Annotated in this window: 22 protein-coding genes and 1 tRNA gene; 15 read left to right on the top strand and 8 right to left on the bottom strand. The window is 69.2% G+C overall.

The genetic code is table 11. The annotated features are described in order from the left end of the window. Positions 1–13: 13 nt before the first annotated feature. Positions 14–886 (bottom strand): methylenetetrahydrofolate reductase [NAD(P)H], encoded by an 873-nt coding sequence (metF, locus tag DDE13_RS02270; RefSeq protein ID WP_111401129.1) that lies wholly within the window; start codon positions 884–886, stop codon positions 14–16. A gap of 94 nt (positions 887–980) precedes the next feature. Here metF and DDE13_RS02265 point away from each other — a divergent pair, with 94 nt between their 5' ends. After that, positions 981–1,892, top strand: a complete 912-nt coding sequence (locus DDE13_RS02265) for a LysR family transcriptional regulator (RefSeq protein WP_111401128.1) — start codon at positions 981–983, stop codon at positions 1,890–1,892. A gap of 30 nt (positions 1,893–1,922) precedes the next feature. Here the strand turns inward: DDE13_RS02265 and DDE13_RS02260 are convergent, their stop codons facing one another. Together DDE13_RS02260 and wrbA are read right to left on the bottom strand one after the other, a co-directional pair. After that, positions 1,923–2,252 (bottom strand): high-potential iron-sulfur protein, encoded by a 330-nt coding sequence (locus tag DDE13_RS02260; RefSeq protein ID WP_111401127.1) that lies wholly within the window; start codon positions 2,250–2,252, stop codon positions 1,923–1,925. Between the two features lie 106 nt (positions 2,253–2,358). Further along, positions 2,359–2,976 carry an NAD(P)H:quinone oxidoreductase type IV gene (gene wrbA / locus DDE13_RS02255; RefSeq protein ID WP_111401126.1) on the bottom strand — a complete coding sequence of 206 codons (618 nt, stop codon included), beginning with the start codon at positions 2,974–2,976 and terminating at the stop codon, positions 2,359–2,361. A gap of 162 nt (positions 2,977–3,138) precedes the next feature. Here wrbA and DDE13_RS02250 point away from each other — a divergent pair, with 162 nt between their 5' ends. Together DDE13_RS02250 and DDE13_RS02245 are read left to right on the top strand one after the other, a co-directional pair. Continuing rightward, positions 3,139–5,511 carry a mechanosensitive ion channel family protein gene (locus DDE13_RS02250; RefSeq protein WP_111401125.1) on the top strand — a complete coding sequence of 791 codons (2,373 nt, stop codon included), beginning with the start codon at positions 3,139–3,141 and terminating at the stop codon, positions 5,509–5,511. Between the two features lie 127 nt (positions 5,512–5,638). After that, positions 5,639–6,460 (top strand): inositol monophosphatase family protein, encoded by an 822-nt coding sequence (locus tag DDE13_RS02245; protein ID WP_111401124.1) that lies wholly within the window; start codon positions 5,639–5,641, stop codon positions 6,458–6,460. An 85-nt stretch (positions 6,461–6,545) separates the two neighbouring features. On the opposite strand, the gene DDE13_RS02240 is transcribed toward DDE13_RS02245, so the two are convergent. Then, on the bottom strand, positions 6,546–7,331 hold the full coding sequence (locus DDE13_RS02240) for a rhomboid family intramembrane serine protease (RefSeq protein WP_111401123.1): 786 nt from the start codon (positions 7,329–7,331) through the stop codon (positions 6,546–6,548). Positions 7,332–7,558: 227 nt separating this feature from the next. Here DDE13_RS02240 and DDE13_RS02235 point away from each other — a divergent pair. Continuing rightward, positions 7,559–7,644: transfer RNA gene (locus tag DDE13_RS02235), tRNA-Leu, on the top strand. A gap of 280 nt (positions 7,645–7,924) precedes the next feature. Further along, positions 7,925–8,602 (top strand): SDR family oxidoreductase, encoded by a 678-nt coding sequence (locus DDE13_RS02230; protein ID WP_111401122.1) that lies wholly within the window; start codon positions 7,925–7,927, stop codon positions 8,600–8,602. A gap of 32 nt (positions 8,603–8,634) precedes the next feature. Here DDE13_RS02230 and cbiB read toward each other — a convergent pair whose 3' ends face one another. From cbiB to DDE13_RS02215, 3 genes are read right to left on the bottom strand one after another with little or no spacing between them, the layout of a single operon-like run. Continuing rightward, the gene (gene cbiB, locus DDE13_RS02225; RefSeq protein ID WP_111401121.1) at positions 8,635–9,549 is read right to left on the bottom strand and encodes an adenosylcobinamide-phosphate synthase CbiB; all 915 of its coding nucleotides are present in this window, start codon (positions 9,547–9,549) and stop codon (positions 8,635–8,637) included. Continuing rightward, on the bottom strand, positions 9,546–10,493 hold the full coding sequence (gene cobD / locus DDE13_RS02220; RefSeq protein ID WP_235868552.1) for a threonine-phosphate decarboxylase CobD: 948 nt from the start codon (positions 10,491–10,493) through the stop codon (positions 9,546–9,548). Before cobD ends, cbiB begins: the two co-directional genes overlap by 4 nt. Continuing rightward, entirely contained in the window at positions 10,490–10,879 is a 390-nt protein-coding gene (locus tag DDE13_RS02215) for a DUF1636 family protein (protein WP_111401119.1), read from the bottom strand. The genes cobD and DDE13_RS02215 overlap by 4 nt, the downstream gene beginning before the upstream one ends. A 134-nt stretch (positions 10,880–11,013) precedes the next feature. On the opposite strand from DDE13_RS02215, the gene DDE13_RS02210 reads away from it, so the two are divergent. After that, positions 11,014–11,373, top strand: a complete 360-nt coding sequence (locus DDE13_RS02210) for a response regulator (protein ID WP_111401118.1) — start codon at positions 11,014–11,016, stop codon at positions 11,371–11,373. Here the strand turns inward: DDE13_RS02210 and DDE13_RS02205 are convergent. Then, positions 11,358–12,344, bottom strand: a complete 987-nt coding sequence (locus DDE13_RS02205) for a glutathione S-transferase family protein (protein ID WP_111401117.1) — start codon at positions 12,342–12,344, stop codon at positions 11,358–11,360. The genes DDE13_RS02210 and DDE13_RS02205 overlap by 16 nt on opposite strands. Positions 12,345–12,656: 312 nt before the next feature. Between DDE13_RS02205 and DDE13_RS02200 the strand changes: the two genes are divergently transcribed. The 9 genes from DDE13_RS02200 to DDE13_RS02160 all read left to right on the top strand — a co-directional run bounded on the left by DDE13_RS02200 (position 12,657) and on the right by DDE13_RS02160 (position 23,046). Then, positions 12,657–13,775 (top strand): sirohydrochlorin chelatase, encoded by a 1,119-nt coding sequence (locus DDE13_RS02200; RefSeq protein ID WP_111401116.1) that lies wholly within the window; start codon positions 12,657–12,659, stop codon positions 13,773–13,775. Positions 13,776–13,884: 109 nt separating this feature from the next. Beyond that, positions 13,885–14,523, top strand: coding sequence for a precorrin-8X methylmutase (locus DDE13_RS02195; protein ID WP_111401158.1), 639 nt, complete (start codon positions 13,885–13,887; stop codon positions 14,521–14,523). Next, entirely contained in the window at positions 14,520–15,722 is a 1,203-nt protein-coding gene (gene cbiE / locus DDE13_RS02190; RefSeq protein ID WP_111401115.1) for a precorrin-6y C5,15-methyltransferase (decarboxylating) subunit CbiE, read from the top strand. The genes DDE13_RS02195 and cbiE overlap by 4 nt, the downstream gene beginning before the upstream one ends. After that, positions 15,719–16,432, top strand: a complete 714-nt coding sequence (cobI, locus tag DDE13_RS02185; RefSeq protein WP_235868551.1) for a precorrin-2 C(20)-methyltransferase — start codon at positions 15,719–15,721, stop codon at positions 16,430–16,432. The genes cbiE and cobI overlap by 4 nt, the downstream gene beginning before the upstream one ends. Continuing rightward, complete coding sequence (cobJ, locus tag DDE13_RS02180) at positions 16,423–18,222, top strand: precorrin-3B C(17)-methyltransferase (protein WP_111401113.1); 1,800 nt, start codon at positions 16,423–16,425, stop codon at positions 18,220–18,222. The genes cobI and cobJ overlap by 10 nt, the downstream gene beginning before the upstream one ends. 223 nt (positions 18,223–18,445) lie before the next feature. Further along, positions 18,446–19,090, top strand: coding sequence for a glutathione S-transferase family protein (locus DDE13_RS02175; RefSeq protein ID WP_111401112.1), 645 nt, complete (start codon positions 18,446–18,448; stop codon positions 19,088–19,090). 10 nt (positions 19,091–19,100) lie between these two features. Beyond that, positions 19,101–20,312 (top strand): acetyl-CoA C-acetyltransferase, encoded by a 1,212-nt coding sequence (locus DDE13_RS02170; RefSeq protein WP_111401111.1) that lies wholly within the window; start codon positions 19,101–19,103, stop codon positions 20,310–20,312. Positions 20,313–20,316: 4 nt separating this feature from the next. Further along, entirely contained in the window at positions 20,317–20,793 is a 477-nt protein-coding gene (locus DDE13_RS02165; RefSeq protein ID WP_111401110.1) for a cupin domain-containing protein, read from the top strand. Positions 20,794–20,841: 48 nt separating this feature from the next. After that, positions 20,842–23,046, top strand: coding sequence for an FAD-dependent oxidoreductase (locus DDE13_RS02160; RefSeq protein WP_111401109.1), 2,205 nt, complete (start codon positions 20,842–20,844; stop codon positions 23,044–23,046). The last annotated feature ends 4 nt before the right edge of the window (positions 23,047–23,050 follow it).

The following is a 23,050-nucleotide window of genomic DNA, read 5'->3' as shown; positions in this document are numbered from 1 at the left end:
CCGTCGCGGCGGGTCAGGCCACCTGTTCGAGCGTGGGGACGGCGCCGGGCACGCCGAGCGCGTGGCACACGTCGCGGGTCAGGTGCGGCTTGTTGAGCGTGTAGAAATGCAGCCGGTCGACGCCGCCGTCCATCAATTCGCTGCACAGTTCGGTGCACATGGCGACCGACAGGTCTTTTTCGCGCCCGTCGCGGATGGCCTTGTCATAGGCTTCGTCCACCTCGGGCGGGATGACGGTGCCGCAGGCGACGGCGAACTTGCGCACGCCCTTCCAGTTGTCGATGGGCACGATGCCGGGGATGATCGGCGCGGTGATGCCCGCCGCGGCACAGCGGTCGCGGAAGCGGAAGAAGGTTTCGGCCCCGAAGAAGAACTGGGTGATCGCGGAATGGGCGCCCGCGTCGAGCTTGCGCTTGAGGTAGTCCACATCGGCGGTGTCCGACGCGGCTTCCGGGTGGCGGTCGGGATAGGCGCCGACGCGCAGGGTGAACTTGCCGGTGGCGGCCAGCGCCTCGATCAGTTCGACGGAATTGTTGAAGCCATCGGGATGGGGGGTGAAGCCGCCCGACCCCTTGGGCGGATCGCCGCGCAGGGCGACGATTTCGGTCACGCCCGCGGCGGCATAGGCATCGGCAATGGCGAGGGTTTCTTCGCGGGTCGCGTCCACGCAGGTCAGGTGCGCGGCGACGTTCAGGCCGTAATTCTTGTGGATGGCTTCCACGGCTTCATGGGTCAGCTTGCGGGTGGTGCCGCCCGCGCCGTAGGTTACCGACACGAAATCGGGCGACAGGGGTGCCAGCGCCCGGACGGTTTCCGACAGCTTGAAGGATGCGTCCAGCGTCTTGGGCGGAAAGAATTCGAACGAAATGCGCGGGGCACGGGTCATTGTCACGGTCCTTCTGGCTTGACGGACCTCATGCCACGTCTTGCATCAACCGACAATTTCATAATCTTCAAGAAGATCATGAAGGAATCGCGGGATGTACCTGGAACTGAAGCACCTGCGCGCCGTGCGCGCGATCCATGACGCGGGCGGGCTGGCGCGCGCGGCGGAGCGGCTGAACCTGACGCAATCGGCCTTGTCCCACCAGATCAAGGGGTTGGAGGACATGGCGGGGGTCGAGTTGTTCATCCGCCGCGCCAAGCCCATGCGCCTGTCGCCGTCCGGGCAGAAGCTGTTGCGGCTGGCGGAGCGGGTGCTGCCGGAGGTGGAGGCCGTCGAGGACGACCTGCGCGGGGACGAATCCGGGCGGTCGGGACGGCTGCATATCGCTATCGAGTGTCACGCCTGTTTCGACTGGCTGCTGCCCGTGCTCGAATCGTTCCGCCGGACCTGGCCCGATATCGACGTGGATATCCGCCCTGGCCTGAGTTTCGGGGCGCTGCCCGCGCTGGCACGGGAGGATGTGGACGCGGTCGTGTCGTCCGACCCGGCCAACCTTGACGGGATCACCTTTTCGCCGCTGTTCGATTACGACGCGGTGTTCGTGTCGTCCTCGGCGCATCCGCTGGCGGGGCGGGATTTCGTGACGGCGGAGGATTTCCGGGACCAGACGCTGATCACCTATCCGGTGGACCGCGAGCGGCTGGACGTGTTCAGCCAGTTGCTGATGCCCGCGGGCGTCGCGCCGCGCGCGATCCGGCAGGTGGAACTGACCGCGGTGATCCTGATGCTGGTGGCGTCGAACCGGGGGGTTTCGGTTCTGCCCGATTGGGTGGTGCGGTCGGCGCGGGGCAACCCGGATTATGCCGTGCTGCCATTGACGGAACACGGTGTGACCCGGCGTTTGTACGCCGCAACGCGCAGCGCGGATGCGGCCAAGCCCTTTGTCGCGCAGTTCCTGCGGCTGGCGCGCACGGAGCCGGTGAAACTGCAACGTGCGGCGGAATGACCCGCCGCCCGTCTAAACCCTGACCTTTTGTCAGTTGCGGCCGCGCGCGTAGGCACTGCACCACCCGTTGGCGTTCACTTCGATGTTGCGGAACTGGGGGTGCCGACAGCCGCCCCATTCGCTGTCGCCGCCCTGCCAGAAGGTGCAATTGGAACACGCCGATCCGTCGCGGAACCGCGGATGGTCGACGCCGCCGCTTGCATCGTTGACATAGTCGAGCGCGTGCCCGTCTTCGGCGCGCTCCTGCGCAGCGGCGGGCCCCGCGTTGGCGATGGCCATCCCGGCGACAGGCGCGGCCGCCCACAACGCCGTCATGCGGCGCAGGAAAGCGCGGCGGGTCCGGTCGGTCTTGGTCTGCATTGGCTCGGGTCTCCCTTGGCTATGTGCGCCGCAGAAGCTAGGCGTCCGGCCGCCGCGATCAATTCACGCAAGGGCGGCGCCACGCGTGACGTGGCGCCAACCGAGATCAGGCCGCCTTGTCCGCGGCGTCCGCGGTGACAAGCTTTGCCGTCACATCCACCAGCCGGCGTGCCTGGTGGGCCAGCGCGGCGCGGGTGGCGTCGTCCACCTTGCCCGCGATGGCCGAGGTGCCGTAGGGGTTGCCGCCCGCCGCCGTCACCGCGTCATCGGTGAAGCCGGGTGCCACGACAAAGGTGCCCCAGTGCATGAAGGTCTGGTAGAGCGACAGCAGCGTGCTTTCGTGCCCCGAATGAGGGTGCGACGCGCTGGTGGCCGCGGTCACAGTCTTGTTCGCCAGCTTGCCCTGGAACCACAGCCCGCCGAGCGTGTCTATGAAGGCGCGCACCTGGCTGGGCATGCCGCCGAACCGCGTGGGCGCGATGAAGAAATAGCCGTCGGCCCAGTCCATGTCGTCGGCGGACGCTTCGGGGATATGGGCGGACTTCTGCTGCTGGTCCTTCCACGCGTCCTGCGTGTCGATGACCGATTGCGGCGCCGTTTCGGGGATGCGGCGCAGGAGCACGTCGGCCCCGGCGGCGCGGGCGGCTTCGGCGGCGGCCTCGGCCATCTGATGGTTGGTGCCGTAGGTGGAGTAGAAGGCGATGGTGAGCTTCGGCTTGGTCATGGTCCTGTATCCCTTGATTGGTCTGTGCGTGCACATATGGGATGGGCGCCCCCTTGTCCTGTGCGCTGCCGCAAGTGTCATGTGCGCCGCCGGCAGGGGTTGGACCGATGCGGACCGCGCGCTAGGAAGGGTGCGGGCGCGGACAGGGCAGGAGATCGGGGCATGACGACTGGGCGCGGCATCGCCGCAAGACTGGCGGCGGTTTTCTGGCTGGTCTGCGCGGGCGCGCTGGCGCATGCCCAGACGGCGGACAGGGACCCGATGTCCTGGTCGGGCGACTGGCAGACATTCTGGCGCAACGGGCTGGCAACGATGACCCTGCGCCAGGATGGCGCGACGGTGACCGGCAGTTTCAGCCCCGGCGAGGGCCGTGTGGAGGCGCAGGCCGACGGGGCGCTGCTGCGCGGCACGTGGCGCAGCACGGGCGGTGCGGGCGATTTCGTCTTCGCGCTGTCGGATGACGGCGAGACCTTCACCGGGCGCTTCGGCAACGGCGAATACTGGAACGGCGCGCGCAGCGGGGCGCGGGCGGCCTTTCCCGGCCTGCCGATCCGCAGGGGCACCCCGCGCGAGTTGTTCACGTCGCTGCTGCTACGGGCCAATGCCGCGACCTTCGAGGGCAACGCGGCGGCCCTGCGCGAAGCCGCGCGCCTGCTGACCTATGCCGAGGACCCGGCATCGGAGGATGGCGGGAGCGACAGCGCCCGGCGGCAGTACCTGTGGGACATCATGAACCTGTCCACGTTTCGCGCGACCGACGTGCCGGAGGCCCCGGATGCGGAGGGGGGCGACACCGCGGTCTTCACCATCTCACCTCTGGGCAGCGACGAAACCTTCGACGTGGTCTTCCGGCAGGGGATATTCGGCTGGAGCCTCGAGGTGCCGCCGCTTGGCGTGCTGGAGGACACGCGGGCGCGGTTCCTCGACAGTCTCGGGGCGACCAGCATGGCCAATTTCCAGACGCTGAACGCCTCGAGCCCGCGCGAGACCCTGTTCACCTTTCTGTCCGCGACGGAGGACTGGCGTGACGGCGGGCGGGAACGGGCGCTGGCGGTGATGGACCTGTCGCGCATTCCCGAACGGCTGCGCAGCGTCGAGGGCGACCTGCTGGCCGATTACCTGTGGGCGGTCATCAACCGGGTCGGGTTCATCCTGCGCCAAGAGGTGCCCAACCTGGCGGACCAGCAGGAACCGTATGTCTTCTACGCGCACCCGGTCGGCAACGTGGTGATCGAGCCGCAGTTCGATCCGGGGTCGGAGACGGTCACGTGGCGGTTCAGCAGCGATACGATGGCGCAGGTGCCGGGGCTGTACCTGGCGATGCAATCGCTGCCGGTGGCGCAGGGGCTGGAGGGCCGGCGCCCGCTGTCGGATTTCTTCGTCCTGCGCGAAGCGATCCGCGACACGGCGCCGACGCTTCTGACCCGGCGCGCGGGGCTGGAGTTGTGGCAATGGGCGGCGATCGGGCTGACGGTCATCCTTGCCGGGGTCGCGGCGTATCTTGCGCGGCGCATCGTGCCCTGGGTGGTCGGCCGGGCCTTGCGGCTTCAGGCCGGGCAGGGCGGGCCGGGCGCGGGCGGGCTGGCGCGGCCCGCCGGGGCGTTCGTCTTCCTGCTGATCCTGCTGCTGACCTATACGCGGCTGGGGCTGGCGCAGTCCGGGTCGGGCATGATCGGGCGGCTGGTCGCCGTCGCGGTCGTTATCGCCGCAGCGGCCGTGGTGTTCCGGCTGGTCGGCCTGGTCGGTTTCGCGCTGCGACGTGCGGCGAAGACACAGCGGTCCGGGCTGGACGAGATCGTCACCTCGCTGCTGATCGGCCTCGTCAAGCTGATCGTGGTCGTGATCGCGATCATCCTGGCCGCCGACGTGGTGGGGCTGCCTTATGAAGGGGTTCTCACGGGTCTTGGCGTGGGCGGCGTCGCGCTTGCCTTTGCCGCGCGCGACACGGTGTCGAACCTGCTGTCGGGGGCGATCCTGCTGGCGGACCGCCCGTTCAAGCGCGACGATTTGGTGGTGGTGGACGGGACATTCGCCATCATCGACGAGGTCGGGCTTCGGTCCACCAAGCTGCGCACGCTGGACGACGCGGTGCTGGTGTTGCCCAATTCGCACCTGTCGGACAAGGCTATCGAGAACTGGGGCAAGCGGCGGCGGCGGCGCACGATCATCACCATGGGTCTGACCTATGACACGACCGCCGACAAGCTGGACGCGTTCTGCAAGCAGGCGGCCAATGTCTATCGCGCGCAGGTCTGGACGGATGACAGCGAGGTCTATGTCGGCGTGGACCGGTTCGCCGACAGCGCGATCGAGGTGAAGATGATCGGGTTCTACCTCGTGACCGCGTTCGATCGGCAGGTGGAGGCGCAGCACAACCTGATCCTCGATCTCGTGCGGCTGGCGGAGCGGCTGGGCGTGTCCTTCGCCTTTCCGACGCGCATGGTGCACATGGCGCCGCCGCCGCCGGGGGCGTCCCCGGTGCTGTCAGGGCCGGATGTGCCGGATGCGCCGGGTGCCGCCCCCGCGGCCGACTGAGCGACCTGCCGCCGCGGCGGGCGGGGCGCCCTTGGCAAGCCGGAGGACGGCGCGTATACGCGCGGGCTGAACAAGGGGTGCGCTGCGGCTGTCGGCTTGCGCGCGCCCCGAACAAGGAGCACGAGCGATGCAGGGCAGCGCCAACCTGAACATCATGATCAAGGCCGCCCGCCGCGCGGGCCGGTCGCTGGTCAAGGATTTCCGCGAGGTCGAGAACCTTCAGGCGACGATGAAGGGCCCCGGCGATTTCGTGTCGAAGGCCGACATCGCGTCCGAGGCGATCCTGAAGGAAGACCTGATGGGCGCGCGCCCGTCCTATGGCTGGCTGGCCGAGGAAAGCGACGAGATCGCGGGACAGGACCCGACGCGCCGCTGGATCGTCGATCCGCTGGACGGCACGACGAACTTCCTGCACGGGATGCCGCACTGGTCGGTGTCCATCGCGCTGGAACACAAGGGCGAGGTCGTCGCGGGCGTGGTGTTCGACCCGGCCAAGGACGAGATGTTCTATGCCGAGAAGGGCAAGGGCGCGTGGCTGAACAACAGCCAGAGGCTGCGCGTGTCGGGTCGCGCGAAGATGGTCGAGGCGGTGTTCGCCACGGGCATCCCCTTTGCCGGGATCCCGAATCTGCCGGCAGCCCTGCAGGATCTCGCGCGGCTGATGCCGCAATGCGCGGGGATGCGGCGCTGGGGCGTTGCCTCGCTCGATCTGTCCTACGTGGCGGCGGGCCGGTTCGACGGCTACTGGGAACGGTCGATCCCGCCGTGGGACATTGCCGCCGGGCTGGTGATCGTGCGCGAGGCGGGCGGCTTCGTCATGCCGGTCCACGAAGGGCGCGAGATGCTGGACGGGGGCGGCGTGATCGCGGTGAACGACCCGCTGTCGAAGCCCTTCATGAACACGATCCGCAACATCGACGAGACGCGCCCGAAGGTCCTGCCGGTCTAGGGTGCGTGGCGCGGCTGGGGTAGCCGCGCTTGCAACCTTCGGCCGGGCGCGGGCGATCCCCCGATGGCGTCTGCATTCCGGCGCGCTAGCGACGGCGGCGGATGGTCGGCACGGCGCCCGGCGCCTTGCGCGTGCGCGGCACGGGCGGCACGTCGGAGCGGATGAACCGGTAGCGCGCAGGTGCATGGGCCGGTGCGCCACGGGTGCGGCGCCAGAAATCCGGTCCGCCCTGCCGCCACCAGTGCGGCGCCATCAGCGCGATGCCCGCGACGAAGCCGCCCGCATGGGCCCAATAGGCGACCCCGCCCGTTGCGGCGTCCGCGGCGGTCCCCCCCGCGATCTGCATGGCGAACCACAGCCCCAGCATCATCCAGGCCGGCACCGGCAGAATGCGCACGATCACGATGAGGAAGATCAGGATATCGATGCGCGCGCGCGGGAACATCAGCAGGTAGCCGCCCATCACCCCCGCGATGGCCCCCGAGGCGCCGACGACCGGAATGTCAGACGCGGGATCGGCCAGTACCTGGATCGCTCCGGCACCAAGCCCCGCGGCAAGGTAGAAAAGCGCATAGCGCCCGTGACCCAGCTGGTCCTCGACATTGTCGCCGAAGATCCACAGGAACAGCAAGTTGCCCAGAAGGTGCATCAGCCCGCCATGCAGGAACATGGAGGTCAGAAGCCCGCCCAGCTTGCTGCCCGCGGTGATGTTTTCGGGGATGATCGCGTAGCCGTCATAGAGAGCCATGAGCGCGCGCTCGTCGGCATAGAGCGGCAGCATCGCCGCGAACACGGCCATGTTGAGCGCGATGAGCGCGTGGTTCACCCATGGCCGTCGCGTGGCCGGGTTGTGGTCGCGGATGGGGATCATCGCCTTCAGGTGCGCCGGGCGCGCGCGGGGGTCAAGTGCGGCGGAGCGTTTTTCGCCTCGGCGGTGCCATGGGTCGTCGTGGGCGCAGGGTGAACCGGGAGACGGGGGTTACCCGGTGACGGGAGCGATCCGAAATTCAGTTCCCTCCCCCGGTGCGCGAATTGTTTTCGCCGCCACGGGGCGATAGGGAGATTCCGGTGGTCCGCATGGGCCACCCGACGCGTCGTGCGGGCGTGGTGGAATGGTAGACACATGGCACTTAAAATGCCTGGGCCGAAAGGCCGTGCCGGTTCGAGTCCGGCCGCCCGCACCAGCGCATCACCCGCGGCCCGGCGCGTCATGGGGGATGGAAGCGGCGTTCGCGCGGCGGATCGGCGGTTCCGTCCTCATGGTCCATCGGTCGGCGCGTGGCCCGGCCATCGCCGGTGGATTCGGGCGAATGCGGCGGGCGGTCCGGGGCCGTCACGTGCGTACCCGGCGATATCAACTGCGGGGGCGTGTCCTGTTCTGCCGGTGCGGACGCGATACAGGGGCGGGGGTGGATCGCGTCGTTCGGGTGCTTACGTGCATGGCAGACCCAACAGGAGCATCCCATGACCGATCGCAAGACACTCTTCATCACCGGCGCGTCCAGCGGCATCGGTGCGGCCACGGCGCGCGCGGCGGTGGCGGCGGGCTGGAATGTCGGGCTGATGGCCCGGTCCGCGGACAAGCTGGACAAGCTGCACGCCGAACTGGGCGAGGCGAGCCATGTGGTCCCCGGTGACGCCACCGACCTTGCCGCGCAGCAGGGCGCCATCGCCGCCACCGCGGAGCGTTTCGGGGGCCTGCACGCGGCCTTCGCCAACGCGGGCACGGGCCTTGAGACGCCCGGCACGGAGAACGGCGACCCGGAGGAGTGGCGCAGGCTCATCGACCTGAACATCATGGCGCTGCTCTACACCGCGAAGGCGAGCCTGTCAGAGTTGCGCAAGACGCGTGGCCACCTTGTGCTGACCGGGTCGGTGGCGGGCAAGATCCATATTCCCGGCTCGATCTACGGCGCGTCGAAGTGGTTCGTGCACGGCTATGGCGGAAACATGGCGCAGGAGATGCGCGAATGGGGCGGGCGCTGCACCGTCGTGGCGCCCGGCATGGTGGACACGCCATTCTTTTCCGAACCCAAGCCGGACAAGCTGAAGCCCGAGGACGTGGCGGATGCCGTCATGTTCGCGCTGAACCAGCCGGAGCGGGCGAACGTGCCGGAAGTCACGGTGATGCCGACCGGCTGAGATGCCTGCCGGCGCGCCGGCAGGCGGCGGGGCTAGACCGCAGCCGCAACGGCCATGCAGGCCAGCAGCACGGCCCAGCCGCGCCACAGCGCGTCGGCAGCAGCATCGATGTCGGCGGCACCGGCCATGCGGTTGCCATCCGGCCAGACCCAGGGGAAATCCCGCAGGGTTCCATCGTAGCTGCGCGGCCCGGCCAGCGCCACGTCCAGCCCCTGCGCCATGGCGGCCTCGGGCCAGCCCGCGTTGGGCGACCGGTGCAGGCGCGCGTCACGGGCCAGCAGCGCCCATCCTGGCCAGCGCCCGAAGGCGGCGCACAGGATCAGCGCCGACAGCCGCGCGGGCACCCAGTTCAGAAGGTCGTCGAAGCGCGCCGCCGCCCAGCCGAACTGTTCGAGCGCGGGCGTGCGATAGCCGATCATGCTGTCGGCGGTGTTCGTGATCTTGTAGACCATCAGCCCCGGCAGCCCCGCCAGCAGGAACCAGAAGGCCGGTGCCACAACTCCGTCCGAGAAATTCTCGGCCGCGCTTTCGATGGCCGCGCGGCTGATCGCGGGACCGTCCATGTCGCGCGTGTCGCGGCCCACGATGCGGGCGACGGCGGTGCGGCCCTCGGGCACCGACCGGCGCAGGGCGGTGGCCACATCGCGCACGTGATCGACAAGGCTGCGCTGCGCCAGCAGGATCGCGCCTGCCACGATCTCCACGGCCCAGCCCATGGGCAGACCGGCGAGGATCCGGCCCGTCAGCCAGGCCCCGGCCACCAGCAGGGCCATGGCGCCGATGCCGCGCACGCGCCGGGCCGGGCCATGGTTTAGCCGCCGTTCCAGTGCGCCCACGGCCCGGCCCATCAGGACAGCGGGATGGGGCAGCCGCCGCCAGAGCGCGTCGGGCTCGCCCACTACCGCGTCGAGCAGCAGCGCCAGCAGGACGATCAGCGCACCGCTCATGCCAGTCCGTCCAACCGTGCCCAGTCACCGGGGCCGGGAAGACCCAGCCGCAGCCAGCGGGTGGAGTATGGGAAGACGCGCGACCAGATGCGGCGCGCGGCGAGCCGGGCCTGCCAGCGCGCCGCGTCGTCCGTGTCGTAAAGCCGGAACAGCGCGGTGCCGCCCAGAACCTGCGCCCCCGCCGACGACATGATCCCGTCGAGCCGCGCCGCATCGGTGACCAGCCGCGCGCGGGTCGCCGCCGCCCAGCCCGCATCCCGTAGCGCCGCGGTGCCGATCGCCAGCGCGGGGCCGGATACCGGCCATGGCCCCAGCGTCTCGGCCAGTCTTGCCAGAAGCGCCGGGTCGCCGATGGCGAAGCCGAGCCGCAGGCCTGCCAGCCCCCAGAACTTGCCGAAGCTCTTGAGCACGATCGTGCCGGGCCGGTCCGCCATGGCGACGAGCGAGGCGCCCGGCATCACGTCGCAGAAGCTTTCATCGATCACCGTCAGCCGCGCGGCGGGCAGCGCATCGGCTGTCCAGAACCGACCATCGGGATTGTTCGGATGCACGACGACCGTGGCATCGCCCGTGCCTGTCGGCTGCACGGTCCAGCCCTGCGCGGCAAAGGCCGCGGCGTGTTCGTTGTAGGTTGGCCCCGGGATCGTGACGCGCCCTGCCGCGGCCAGCGCGGGAATGCGCGCGATCAGGGCCGAGGCGCCGGGGGCGGCAAGTAGACCCGCGCCGTCGGGCACCGCCCAGGCGGTGCGCGCGGCATCCGTCAACGCACGGGCTGCGGCGGCGTCGGGCAGCGTGGTCCAGGTGTCGGGGGGCAGCGCGGGGACAGGGTAGGGCACCGGATTGATCCCCGTGGACAGGTCGAGCCAGTCGGCCCGCGTGCCGCCGAAACGCGCCGCCGCGGCATCGATCCCGCCGCCATGGTCGCGTGTGCCCCCCGTGGTCACGGCTTGGGCAGGGGCGGATGGCGGGTGACGAAATGGCCCTTGATCGCGGCGGGCCATGTGCGGAACGGCACCTGCCCCGTGTCGCTGTCGGCATGCAGGGCGGCATAGGTCACGATGCCTTCCGCCGCCTCGGGCGTGGGGTCGAACCGGCCGAGCGTATAGGCGATCTTGCCCGCGGCCTGGATGGCCACGTTGCAGGCCCCGGCACAGCCCATCAGGCAACCATGGCGCCGCACGGTCACGCCGGTCCTGTTTGCCGCAGCGGCCTCCACCAGTGCCGCGAGCCGTTCGCCATCGGTGGGACCGTGTCCGGCCTGCCAGCCGTCGCGCTTGCATGTGTCGCAGACGGTAACCACCGTGGCGGTGTCTTCGCGCGGTTCGGTCATGGGCGGAATACCGCCGGCGCGGGCATGTCCGGGGTCTGCATTAACGCTTTTTCCACAGGTCTTAACGCAATCTTAGGCATTGGGGCCGATTCATCGCTGCTACCATTGCGCGATGCATCTATTTGGACCGTTGAATGACTTTGCTGATCGTCGAAAGCAACCCGCATCTGGCCGCATTGTGGCAGCGCCATGTCCTGCGCCACGGGCGCGCGGTCATCACCGCCCACGGGCAGGCCGAGGCGGTGGCCGCGCTGCGTGGGGGCGGCATCGCCATCGTGATCCTGAACGTGGTCCTGGCCGAGGGCAGCGCCTTCGCCGTGGCCGACTATGCCAGCTATCGCTGCCCCGGCGTGCGGGTGCTGTTCGTTACCTCGGCCAGCTTCTTCTCGGACGGGTCGATCTTCAATCACGTGGCCAATGCCTGCGCCTTCGTGCCGGTCACCACGCCCCCCGCCGACCTGGCGGCGATGGTGGAGCATTACGCGGTCAGGTGATCACGCCCGTGCGGTGCCGCAAGGTCCAAAACCGGCCCCACCGGAACGATCCGGTGCGGGTTTATGGTGTCGTGGCTGTAGTGATAGTGGCGCATGAAATGGTCGAAATGCACCGTGTCCGCGACGCCGGGCCATTGATACAGTTCGCGCGTGTAGGCCCAGAGATGCGGGTAATCCACGATCCGCCGGCGGTTGCACTTGAAATGCCCGTGATAGACCGCATCGAAGCGGATCAGCGTGGGGAACAGCCGCCAGTCGGCCTCGGTCACGCGCGGTCCCGCGATGTAGCGTTGGTGCGCAAGGCGGTCTTCCAGCCAGTCGAGCGTCTCGAAAAGCGGCCCGACGGCATCTTCATAGGCCGCCTGCGTCGTGGCGAAACCGGACTTGTAGACCCCGTTGTTCACCGTGTCGTAGACGCGCGCATTCACGCTGTCGATCTCGTCCAGCAGTTCGGCAGGGGCATAGTCGTCCGTGTTTCCGGTGATCCCGTCGAAGGCGCTGTTGAACATCCGGATGATCTCGGCGCTCTCGTTCGACACGATGGTGTTCTGCGCCGTATCATAGAGGATCGGCACGGTCGCGCGGCCAGACACGTTGGGATCGGTGTCGATATAGACCTCGCGCAGGAAATCGCGGCCCGCGAGGCTGTCGCCTGTGGCGCCGGGGAAATCGGTGGAAAAGGTCCAGCCGTCGCCCAGCATGTCGGGATGAACCACGGACACGCCGATATGATCCTCCAGCCCCTTGAGTGCGCGGAAGATCAGCGTGCGATGTGCCCAGGGGCAGGCGTAGCTGACATAGAGGTGATAGCGCCCGCTTTCCGCCTTGAACCCTCCCGCCCCACTGGGTCCGGCCGCGCCGTCGGGCGTGACCCAGTTGCGGAACTTAGACGTGTCGCGCTTGAATGCGCCACCCGTGGCCTTGGTGTCATACCACTGGTCCTTCCAGACCCCGTTGACGAGCAGTCCCATGATCTTCTCCTCTGTTTGAACTGATGTAGCGTACCGGTCCCGCGCATGCGTCCCCGATGGCGGCGCATGGCCCCTGCGCCTGCGCACAGCCCGGGGGCGGCCCATGGCGGGCGCGCGGCATCCCGATTGGCGATTGCACCGCGGGGCGCGGCTGATATACCGCCCGGGACGACGCCATCCGGCCAGAAAGGTTGGCAGCATTCGCATCCCGACCCAATCCGGGGGGATGCCGCTGCATCGTCGGGACCGCGGGAAATGCCTTTCCCGCGCGCCTCAACCCGCTGGCCGCCCGAGAACGGAGAGCCACGCGCCATGCACGACATTTCCCACAAGGCGGGTCACAAGACGGGCGTGATGATCTGCGGCCATGGTTCGCGTAGCCAGTCGGCCGTAGATGAATTCGCCACACTGGCGCAGAAGCTTCCGGCCTATCTGCCGCCCGACTGGCTATGTGATTACGGCTATCTGGAGTTTGCCAATCCCGTGATCCGCGACGGGCTGGACCGGCTGCGCGACGCGGGCTGCACGCGGATCCTTGCGGTGCCGGGGATGCTGTTCGCCGCGATGCATGCGAAGAACGACATCCCCACGGTGCTGAACACCTATGCCGCCCGGCATGGCATCGACGTGCATTACGGGCGCGAACTGGGCGTTGATCCCAAGATGATCGCCGCCGCGAGCGCGCGGATCGATGCCGCCGAGGCGCAGGCCAACGCGGCAAGCGGCGCGGTGGACCGGCACGATACCTGTCTTGTCGTGATCGGGCGCGGCGCGTCGGACCCGGATGCCAACGGCAACGTGTCCAAGATCGCGCGGATGCTGTGGGAAGGGATGGGCTTCGGCTGGTGCGAAGTGGGATACTCCGGCGTGACCTTTCCGCTGGTGGAGCCCTGCCTGACCCATGTCGCGAAGCTCGGCTACAAGCGTGTGATCGTCTTCCCGTATTTCCTGTTCTCGGGCATCCTGATCGACCGGATCTACGGTTTCACCGACCGGGTCGCCGCCGCGCATCCCGATCTGGAATTCGTCAAGGCCGGGTATCTTGGCGATCATCCCAAGGTGCTGGAAACCTTCGCGGAACGTGTGACCGAACAGGTGGGCGAGGTGCCGCCGCCCAACTGTGCGATGTGCAAGTACCGCACGCAGGTGCTGGGCTTCGAGGCCGAGGTCGGGGCGGTGCAGGAAAGCCATCACCACCATGTGGAGGGGCAGGGCGCGTCGGCGCCCGGGTCCAACGTGGCTGACTGCGCGTTGTGCGATACGTTCTGCACCGGGGAGTGCCGGCTGGACCATGCGGGTCACGCGCATCATCATCACCACGAACATGCCCACGGGAATGGCCACGACCACGGGCATCACCACCACCATCATGCGCCGTATCCCCATGCCGATCACCCGCACGGCCCCGAAAGCGCGCGGCGCAAGCGGTGAGCGCGCAGGGTGCGCGTCGGGCAGTGGCGCCGGTTGCGGCGGTGGTTGCCCCCGGCGGGGATATTTGCGGACGGAAGATGGCCGGCGCGTGCGCCTGGGACGGGGCATGATGCGCCCCTATGAACGCGACCCGGCGGCGATCTATGCCCAAAGCTTCGCCACCGTGCGGGCCGAGGCGCGGCTGGGACGGTTTGCCCCCGCGATGCAGGCGGTCGCGATCCGGCTGATCCATGCCTGCGGGATGATCGACGTGGCCGACCGGCTGGCGTTCTCGCCCGGTGCGGCGGAGGCCGGGCGCGCGGCCCTGTCCGCGGGCGCGCCGGTGCTCTGCGATTGCGAGATGGTCGCGGCCGGGGTGATCCGCCGCGCGCTGCCCGCGGAAAACCCGGTGATCGTCACGCTGAACGACCCGCGCGTGCCCGGGCTGGCGCGCGAACTGGGCACCACGCGGTCGGCGGCGGCGGTGGAACTGTGGCGCGACCGGATGGCGGGCAGCGTCGTCGCCATCGGCAACGCGCCCACGGCGCTGTTTCACCTGCTGGAAGCGCTGGAGGCGGGTGCCCCGCCGCCTGCGGTGATCCTCGGCTTTCCCGTGGGCTTCGTGGGTGCCGCGGAATCCAAGGCAGAACTGGCTGCGCGCCCCCGCGGCGCGGGCTTCATCGCGCTGCGGGGGCGGCGCGGGGGGTCGGCCATGGCGGCGGCGGCGGTCAACGCGCTGGCCGCGGGCCTGCCGGGGGAGGCCGGATGACGGCCCCGTGGCTCGACATCATCGGGATGGGCGATGACGGGCGCGAAAGCCTGCTGCCCGCCGCGCGCGACCGGCTGGCGGCGGCGGAGGTCGTGATCGCCTCCGCCCGGCTGCACGACCGGTTGCCCGACCTGGCCGCGGAGCGGATCGCCTGGCCCACGCCCTTCGACGCGCTGATCGACCGGCTGCGCGATTTGCGCGGGCGGCGGGTGGCGGTGCTCGCGACGGGTGACCCGCTGTGGTTTTCCGTGGGTGCGCGGATTGCGCAGGCGTTCGATCTGTCCGAGCTGCGCATCCACCCGCAGGTTTCCGCGTTCCAGCTGGCCTGTGCGCGGCTGGGCTGGCCGATGTCCGAGGTGGAAACCCTGACAGCCCATGGCCGCGCGCCCGAACGCATCCTGCCCTTTGTCGCCCGCGGCGCGCGGCTGCTGGTGCTGACCGCGGATTCCGGCACGCCGGCGCGGGTGGCCCGGCTGCTGACGGATCGTGGCTATGGCGCGTCGGTGCTGACCGTTCTGGCGCATATGGGCGGGGCGGACGAGGCCCGGGTGACGGGCCTGGCGTCGGGCTGGGACCGGGCGGTGCCGGATTTCCATGTGCTCGCGGTGGAATGCGTGGCGGATGCGGATGCCCAGATCACCAGCCGCGCGCCGGGGCTGCCGGACGACCTCTTCCAGCATGACGGCAAGATCACAAAGCGCGAGGTGCGCGCGATCACGCTGGCCAAGTTGATGCCCCAGCGCGGGGCGCTTCTGTGGGATATCGGTGCGGGTTGCGGGTCGGTCGGGATCGAATGGATGCGCGCCGCGACGGACGCCCGCGCCATCGGGATCGAGACGCGGGAGGACCGCCGCGACATGGCGCAGGAGAACGCGCTCGCGCTGGGGGTGCCCGATTTCGACATGGTACTGGGGCGCGCGCCCGACGTGCTGGCCGATCTGCCGCCGCCCGAAGCTGTGTTCATCGGGGGCGGGCTGTCGGACGCGGTGGCCGATGCGGCGCTGGCGGCGCTGAAGCCGCTCGGGCGGCTGGTGGCCAACGCGGTGACGCTGGAAAGCGAGGGCGTGCTGGCAGGGCTGCACGCGCGGCTGGGCGGCGAGTTGACCCGGATCGCCGTGGCCCGCGCGCGGCCCGTGGGCGGCATGACCGGCTGGGGGCCGCTGATGCCTGTGACGCAATGGAGCCTGATCAAGCAATGACCGCCCCAACCACCGGAACGATGTACGGCGTGGGTCTGGGACCGGGTGATCCGGACCTGATCACGCGGCGGGCGGCGCGTCTGATCGAAAGGGCCGCAGTGCTGGCCTATCCGACGCTGGCCGGGGCAGCCAGCTTCGCGCGGTCCATCGCTGCCGACCTGATCGCGCCCGGCACACGGGAAATCGTGATCGACCTGCCCATGACCACCGATCGCGCGCCTGCGCAGGCGGCCTATGACAAGGGGGCCGCGGCCATCGCGGCGGAACTGGACGCGGGCGCTGACGTGGTCGTGCTGTGCGAGGGCGATCCTTTCTTTTATGGCTCGTTCATGTATCTCCATGCCCGACTCGCGCCGCGATACCGGGTAGAGATCGTGCCGGGTGTGACCTCGGTCACCGCATGTGCCGCGCGGGCGGGCCTGCCGCTGGCGGCGCGGAACGAGGCGCTGACGGTGCTGCCGGGGCCGCTGCCCGACGACGCGCTGCTGGAGCGGTTGCGGGGGGCCGACACGCTGGTCCTGATGAAGGTGGGCCGCCATCTGCCCCGGCTGCGCGCACTGCTGGCCGCCGAAGGGCTGGCCGACCGTGCGGTCTATGTCGAACGCGCGAGCCTGCCGTCCGAACGGGTGCTGCCGCTGGCCGACGCGCCGGACGCGGCCCCCTATTTTTCCATGATCCTCGTGACCAAGGGGGCCGATCCGTGGCTGTGACACCCGTCGTCGTCTGCATCAATCGCGCGGGGTTCGCCGTGGCGCGCCGCGTGGCCGACCATCTGGGCGTGGCCCTGCACGGGCGGGCGAGCCGGGTGGAGGGCTGCGACGTGACGTTTCCCGACGCGCTGGTGCATGTGCGCGACCTGTTCGCCGCAGGGGTGCCGGTGGTGGGCGTCTGCGCCAGCGGCATCCTGATCCGGGCGGTGGCGCCGCTTTTGTCCGACAAGCGCGGCGAGCCGCCGGTGGTGGCGGTGTCCGACGATGGCGCGGTCGTGGTACCGCTTCTGGGCGGGCATCGCGGGGCGAACCGGCTGGCGCGGGATATCGCGGCGGCACTTGGCGGGGCGGCGGCTGTGACCACGGCGGGCGACGTGGCGCTTGGCGTTGCGTTGGACGAACCGCCCGTTGGCTACCGGCTGGCCAACCCCGATGATGCGAAAGGCGTCATGGCGGCGCTTCTGACCGGCACGGGCGCGCGGCTGCGGGGCGACGCGATCTTCGATCTGCCGGACGACCCGGCGGGCGGTGTCGAGATTGCCGTGACCGAGGGGCCCGAGACGGGCGGCGCGACGCGGCTCGTGTATCATCCGCAGCGCCACGCGCTTGGCGTGGGCTGCGCACGGGGCTGCCCGCCGGACGAACTGGCGGCGCTGGTCGCCGGCACGCTGGCCGAGGCCGGGATCGCGCCGGGGGCCTTGGCGGCAGTCGGCTCGCTCGACCTGAAGGCCGACGAAGGGGCGGTGACGGCGCTCGCGGCATCGCTGGGCGTGCCCTTGCGGTTGTTTACGGCGGCACAGCTTGAGACACAGGCGGGGCGACTGGAGACACCCTCCGACGTGGTCTTCGCCGAGGTCGGCTGCCACGGCGTGTCCGAAGGCGCGGCGCTGGCACTGGCGGGGGACGATGGGGCGCTGGTCGTGGCCAAGCGCAAGACGGCGAACGCCACCTGCGCGGTTGCCCGCGCGCCTGTACCGCTGGCGGGACCGCTGCCGGGGCGCGCGCGGGGCCGTGTCTCGCTGGTGGGGATCGGGCCGGGGGCGTCCGCGTGGCGCACGCCGGAGGCGAGCCGGCTGGTGGCCGAGGCGGATGAACTGGTGGGCTACGGGCTTTACATCGACCTGCTGGGGCCGCTGGCGGCAGGCAAGCCACGTGCCGATTTTCCGCTGGGCGGGGAGGAGGACCGCTGCCGCCATGCGCTGGAACGCGCCGCGACGGGCCGTGACGTGGCACTGATCTGTTCGGGCGACGCGGGGATATACGCCATGGGCGCGCTGGTGTGGGAACTGATCGCACGCGGTGATGGCCATGGCGGTGTCAGCGATGCTGCACGGCGGGTCGAGGTCGTCAGCGCGCCGGGCGTGTCGGCGCTGCAGGCGGCGGCGGCGCGGGCAGGGGCCCCGCTGGGGCATGATTTCTGCGCGATATCCCTGTCGGACCTGCTGACGCCGCGCGACGACATCGTGAAGCGCCTGCACGCGGCGGCGGCGGGCGATTTCGTGATCGCCTTCTACAACCCTGTGTCGCGGCGGCGCCGAACCTTGCTGGCTGAAGCGCGGGAGATCCTGCTGGGCCATCGCCCCGCCGAGACTCCGGTGCTGCTGGCCAGTTCGCTGGGGCGGCCTGAGGAAGCACTGGTCTGGCGCACGCTCGAAACGCTGGCGGTGGACGAGGTCGACATGCTGACCGTGGTGCTGATCGGATCGAGCCAGTCGCGCATGGTGACCACGGGCGACGGGCCGCGCATGTTCACGCCGCGCGGGTATGCCCGGAAGCTGGCCGAAGCCTGAGTCCGATTTGAAGCGGGGTGACCGAAAGGCCCCGCCTGCGGCGGGACACGATACTGCGCGCCCGCAGTGTGCGTGCGCGCGCGGCCCGCTACGCGGACCGGGCCAGTGCGTGCCGACGGAGATCGGGACGCAACGTCGAGTCTGACGCCCCTTGTGATGCGCCCCCCGCGTGGCCCAGATAGGTGATGACGGGGCAGGCACGCCCCGCTGGGGGGGACATGCCATGACCATCGAACTGCACTGCTTCGGGGAATCTGGAAACGCCTACAAGGCGGCGCTGCCGCTGTCGCTGTCGGGGCTCGACTGGCGGCCTGTCTTCGTCGATTTCTTCAACGGCGCCGCGCGGACGCCGGAATTCCGGGCGCTGAACCCGATGGGGGAGGTGCCCGTGATGGTCGATGGCGATGTCGTCCTGACCCAGTCGGGGGTGATCCAGCTTTACGTCACGGAGCGGTCGGGAGAGTTCGGCGGCGACACCGATGCGGACCGGCGCGAGGTGCTGCGCTGGATGTTCTGGGACAATCACAAATTGTCATCTCTGGCGGGCAACACCCGGTTCCTGATGAATTTCCTGCCGCCCGAGAAACGCCCCGCCGAGGTTATCGCCTTCCAGCAGAATCGCCTGCGGGCCAGTTACGACACGCTGGAGACGCATCTCGACGGGCGCGACTGGGTTGTGGGCGACGGTCCCACCCACGCCGATTTCTGCTGCTGCGGGTATCTTTATTACCCCGAGGATTTCGGCTTCGACCGGGGCGAGTGGCCCCGGATCGCCACGTGGCTCGACCGGATCGCGGACCTGCCCGGCTGGCGCCACCCCTATGACCTGATGCCGCCCGCCCGGGCGGAAAACCAACGCAACGCCTGAGGACACCCCCATGACCGAAGCCTATATCTACGACGCCGTGCGGACGCCGCGGGGCAAGGGCCGCAGCGATGGCACCTTGCATGAAGTCACGTCGCTGCGCCTGTCCGCGCTAGCGCTGGACGCGATCCGCGACCGCAACGGGCTGGACACGACGCTGATCGAGGACGTCATTTGGGGCAATGTCACCCAGGTCGGCGAACAGGGCGGGTGTCTTGCGCGGTCCGCCGTGCTGGCGTCGGGCTTTGATGAACGCGTGCCGGGTCTGTCGATCAACCGCTTCTGCGCGTCGGGCATGGAGGCGGTGAACCTGGCCGCCAACCAGGTGCGCGCGGGTGCGGGGCAGGCCTATGTCGCGGGCGGGGTCGAGATGATGAGCCGGGTGCCCATGGGCAGCGACGGGGCCGCCATCGCTGTGGACCCGAGTCTTGCCATGAAAGCCTATTTCGTGCCGCAGGGGATTTCCGCCGACATCATCGCCACGGAATACGGGTTTTCCCGTGACGACGCCGATGCGTTGGCCGTGGAAAGCCAGCGCCGGGCGAAGGCCGCGTGGGATGACGGACGGTTCGATCGCTCGGTGATCCCGGTGCGCGACGTGAACGGCGTGCCGATCCTGGCGCGCGACGAATATCTGCGCCCCGAGACGGACATGCAGAGCCTCGGCAGCCTCAAGCCCGCCTTCAAGGACATGGGCGAGACGATGCCCGGCTTCGATGCGGTCGCGCTGATGAAGTACCCGCATCTGGAGCGGATCAACCACATCCACCACGCGGGCAATTCGTCGGGCATCGTGGACGGGGCGGCGGCAGTGCTGATCGGCGACAAGGCGTTCGGGGAGGCCGCTGGCCTGAAGCCGCGCGCGCGTATCCGGTCCACCGCCAAGATCGGCACCGATCCGACGATCATGCTGACCGGGCCGGTGCCGGTGACGGAAAAGATCCTGCGCGACAGCGGGATGGCCATCGGCGATATCGATCTCTTCGAGGTGAACGAGGCCTTCGCGGCGGTCGTCCTGCGTTTCATGCAGGCGTTCGACGCGGACCCGGCGAAGGTCAACGTCAACGGTGGAGCGATCGCCATGGGCCACCCGCTGGGGGCGACGGGCGCCATCATCATCGGCACGCTGCTGGACGAGATGGAGCGGGCGGACAAGGAAATCGGCCTTGCCACGCTCTGCATCGCGTCCGGTATGGGGGCCGCGACGATCATCGAGCGGGTCTGACGCCATGCCGAAGATCGACCTCGCCAGCCTGCCGGTGCGGACCGGCTCCATCTATCCCGCGCCCTATGCGGCACAGATGGCTGGTCGATCCTCGCTCCGGCTGGGGCAGGCGGGCGGGTTGACTCAGTTCGGCGTCAATCTTGTCACGCTGGAACCCGGCGCGCGGTCGTCGATGCGTCACTGGCACCGGCACGAGGACGAGTTCGTGATGGTGACCGAAGGCGCGCTGGTGCTGGTCGAGGACGCGGGCGAAATCCCGATGGGTCCGGGCGATTGCGCGGCCTTTCCGGCCGGGGTCGCCAACGGCCATTGCCTTGTGAACCGGTCGGATACGCTGGCACGGTTTCTTGTCGTCGGCACCAAGGCCCCGCGCGAGGAAGCGACCTATTCCGACATCGACCTGAAGGTAACGCTGGCGGATGGCGGCGCGACCTTCACCCGCAAGGATGGAACCCCCTACCGCGACGGCGACGACGGCTGAGCGCGGACCCGAACCACGACGCCGGGCCACCCGGCAGGGAGACGAGACATGACCGATTTCACATACGATCTGCACGACGACGGCGTGGCCGTCATCATTTGGGACGTGCCGAACAAGTCCATGAACGTGATGAGCCGCGATGGGTTCGCTGAGCTTGACGCCTGCATCGACCGCGCGCTTGGCGACGATACCGTCAAGGGCGTGGTCATCACGTCTGGAAAGGACAGTTTCGCGGGTGGTATGGATCTGAACATCATCGCGCGGATGCGGGCCGAGGCGGGGGATGACCCGGCGGGCGGGCTGTTGGCCGGACTGATGCAGATCCACGGCATCCTGCGCAAGATCGAACGCGCGGGCATGGACCCCAAGACGCTGAAGGGCGGCAAACCCATCGCGGCGGCGCTGCCGGGCACGGCGCTGGGGATCGGGTATGAGCTGCCGCTCGCCTGTCATCGCATCTTCGCCGCGGACAACCCGAAGGCCAAGATCGGGCTGCCCGAGATCATGGTGGGCATCTTCCCCGGCGCGGGCGGCACGACGCGCGTGTCGCGCAAGCTGGGCGCGATGGCGGCGGCACCCTTTTTGCTGGAGGGCAAGCTGAGCGACCCGAAGAAGGCGCAGCAGGCCGGGCTGATCGACGAGGTCGTGGCCCCCGATGAGTTGCTGGACAAGGCCAAGGCGTGGGTGCTGTCCGCCACCGACAAGGACATCGTGAAGCCCTGGGACCAGAAGGGGTTCAAGTATCCGGGCGGTGCGCCCTACCACCCGGCAGGGTTCATGACCTTCGTGGGTGCGTCGGCCATGGTGCACGGCAAGACCAAGGGGGTGTACCCCGCGGCCAAGGCGCTGCTGTCGGCGGTGTACGAAGGCGCGCTTGTCCCGTTCGATACCGCGCTGAAGATCGAGGCGCGATGGTTCACGTCCGTCCTGCTGAACCCGTCGTCATCGGCGATGATCCGGTCGCTGTTCATCAACAAGGAAGCGCTTGAAAAGGGTGCCAACCGGCCCGAAGCGCCTGACCAGAAGGTGCGCAAGCTGGGCGTGATCGGCGCGGGCATGATGGGTGCGGGCATCGCCTATGTCTCGGCCAATGCGGGGATCGAGGTCGTGCTGATCGACAGGGATCAGGCTGCCGCCGACAAGGGCCGCGCCCATGCCGCGGGGCTGCTCGACAAGGGCGTGTCGCGCCGCAAGATCACCGAGGCGCAGAAGGCGGAGGTGCTGGGCCGCATCACCGCCACGCCGGACTATGCCGCGCTCGACGGCTGCGACCTTGTGGTGGAAGCGGTGTTCGAAGACCCGAAGGTCAAGGCCGAGACGACCGCCAAGGCCGAGGCACACCTGCCGCAGGACGCGATCTTCGCCACCAACACGTCGACGCTGCCGATCACCGAACTGGCCAAGGCCAGCCGCTCCGCCGAACAGTTCATCGGTATCCATTTCTTCAGTCCGGTCGACAAGATGATGCTGGTGGAGATCATCAAGGGTGCGCAGACGGGCGACCGGGCGGTGGCCAAGGCGCTGGATTTCGTGCGCCAGATCCGCAAGACGCCCATCGTGGTGAACGATGCGCGCTACTTCTATGCCAACCGCTGCATCCTGCCCTACACCAACGAAGGCATCCGGATGCTGCGCGACGGCGTGGCGCCCGCGCTGATCGAGAACGCGGCGAAGCTGGTGGGCATGCCACTGGGGCCGCTGCAACTGACCGACGAAGTGTCGATCGACCTCGGCGCCAAGATCGCGCGGGCGACGAAGGCGGCCATGGGCGACGCCTATCCGGACGACGCGGTGGATGAGGTTGTGTTCTGGCTCGAGGGCGAGGGGCGCTTGGGGCGCAAGGCCAATGCGGGTTTCTACGCCTATGACGAAAAGGGCAAGCGCGAGGGGCTTTGGGCCGGGCTGACCAAGCGCTATCCGATCGCCGATGCCCAGCCCGAACTGGCGGACGTTCAGCACCGGCTGCTGATGGCGCAGGTGCTGGAGGCCGTGCGCGCCTTTGAGGACGGCGTGCTGATGGACATCCGAGAAGGGGATGTGGCGGCGATCCTCGGCTGGGGTTTCGCGCCGTGGTCGGGCGGGCCGTTCGGCTGGCTCGACATCATCGGGGCGGCGAAGGCCGTGGAAATCTGCGATGGGCTGGAGGCTACCTATGGCGCGCGGTTCAAGGCACCGGACCTGCTGCGCGATATCGCGGCCAAAGGCGACAGCTTCTACGGGCGCTTCGGCCCGGCGTCGCAGGACGCGGCCTGATCTT

Source organism: Meridianimarinicoccus zhengii (assembly GCF_003254465.1).
Lineage (GTDB): Bacteria > Pseudomonadota > Alphaproteobacteria > Rhodobacterales > Rhodobacteraceae > Meridianimarinicoccus > Meridianimarinicoccus zhengii.
Note: the sequence above shows the minus strand (reverse complement) of the source record. Positions and strands in the feature narration are given on the sequence as shown.

Coding starts and splice junctions, on each gene's coding strand:
- metF (WP_111401129.1), bottom strand. CDS start 886: ATGACCCGTGCCCCGCGCATTTCGTTCGAATTCTTTCCGCCCAAGACG.
- DDE13_RS02265 (WP_111401128.1), top strand. CDS start 981: ATGTACCTGGAACTGAAGCACCTGCGCGCCGTGCGCGCGATCCATGAC.
- DDE13_RS02260 (WP_111401127.1), bottom strand. CDS start 2,252: ATGCAGACCAAGACCGACCGGACCCGCCGCGCTTTCCTGCGCCGCATG.
- wrbA (WP_111401126.1), bottom strand. CDS start 2,976: ATGACCAAGCCGAAGCTCACCATCGCCTTCTACTCCACCTACGGCACC.
- DDE13_RS02250 (WP_111401125.1), top strand. CDS start 3,139: ATGACGACTGGGCGCGGCATCGCCGCAAGACTGGCGGCGGTTTTCTGG.
- DDE13_RS02245 (WP_111401124.1), top strand. CDS start 5,639: ATGCAGGGCAGCGCCAACCTGAACATCATGATCAAGGCCGCCCGCCGC.
- DDE13_RS02240 (WP_111401123.1), bottom strand. CDS start 7,331: ATGATCCCCATCCGCGACCACAACCCGGCCACGCGACGGCCATGGGTG.
- DDE13_RS02230 (WP_111401122.1), top strand. CDS start 7,925: ATGACCGATCGCAAGACACTCTTCATCACCGGCGCGTCCAGCGGCATC.
- cbiB (WP_111401121.1), bottom strand. CDS start 9,549: ATGAGCGGTGCGCTGATCGTCCTGCTGGCGCTGCTGCTCGACGCGGTA.
- DDE13_RS02215 (WP_111401119.1), bottom strand. CDS start 10,879: ATGACCGAACCGCGCGAAGACACCGCCACGGTGGTTACCGTCTGCGAC.
- DDE13_RS02210 (WP_111401118.1), top strand. CDS start 11,014: ATGACTTTGCTGATCGTCGAAAGCAACCCGCATCTGGCCGCATTGTGG.
- DDE13_RS02205 (WP_111401117.1), bottom strand. CDS start 12,344: ATGGGACTGCTCGTCAACGGGGTCTGGAAGGACCAGTGGTATGACACC.
- DDE13_RS02200 (WP_111401116.1), top strand. CDS start 12,657: ATGCACGACATTTCCCACAAGGCGGGTCACAAGACGGGCGTGATGATC.
- DDE13_RS02195 (WP_111401158.1), top strand. CDS start 13,885: ATGCGCCCCTATGAACGCGACCCGGCGGCGATCTATGCCCAAAGCTTC.
- cbiE (WP_111401115.1), top strand. CDS start 14,520: ATGACGGCCCCGTGGCTCGACATCATCGGGATGGGCGATGACGGGCGC.
- cobI (WP_235868551.1), top strand. CDS start 15,719: ATGACCGCCCCAACCACCGGAACGATGTACGGCGTGGGTCTGGGACCG.
- DDE13_RS02175 (WP_111401112.1), top strand. CDS start 18,446: ATGACCATCGAACTGCACTGCTTCGGGGAATCTGGAAACGCCTACAAG.
- DDE13_RS02170 (WP_111401111.1), top strand. CDS start 19,101: ATGACCGAAGCCTATATCTACGACGCCGTGCGGACGCCGCGGGGCAAG.
- DDE13_RS02165 (WP_111401110.1), top strand. CDS start 20,317: ATGCCGAAGATCGACCTCGCCAGCCTGCCGGTGCGGACCGGCTCCATC.
- DDE13_RS02160 (WP_111401109.1), top strand. CDS start 20,842: ATGACCGATTTCACATACGATCTGCACGACGACGGCGTGGCCGTCATC.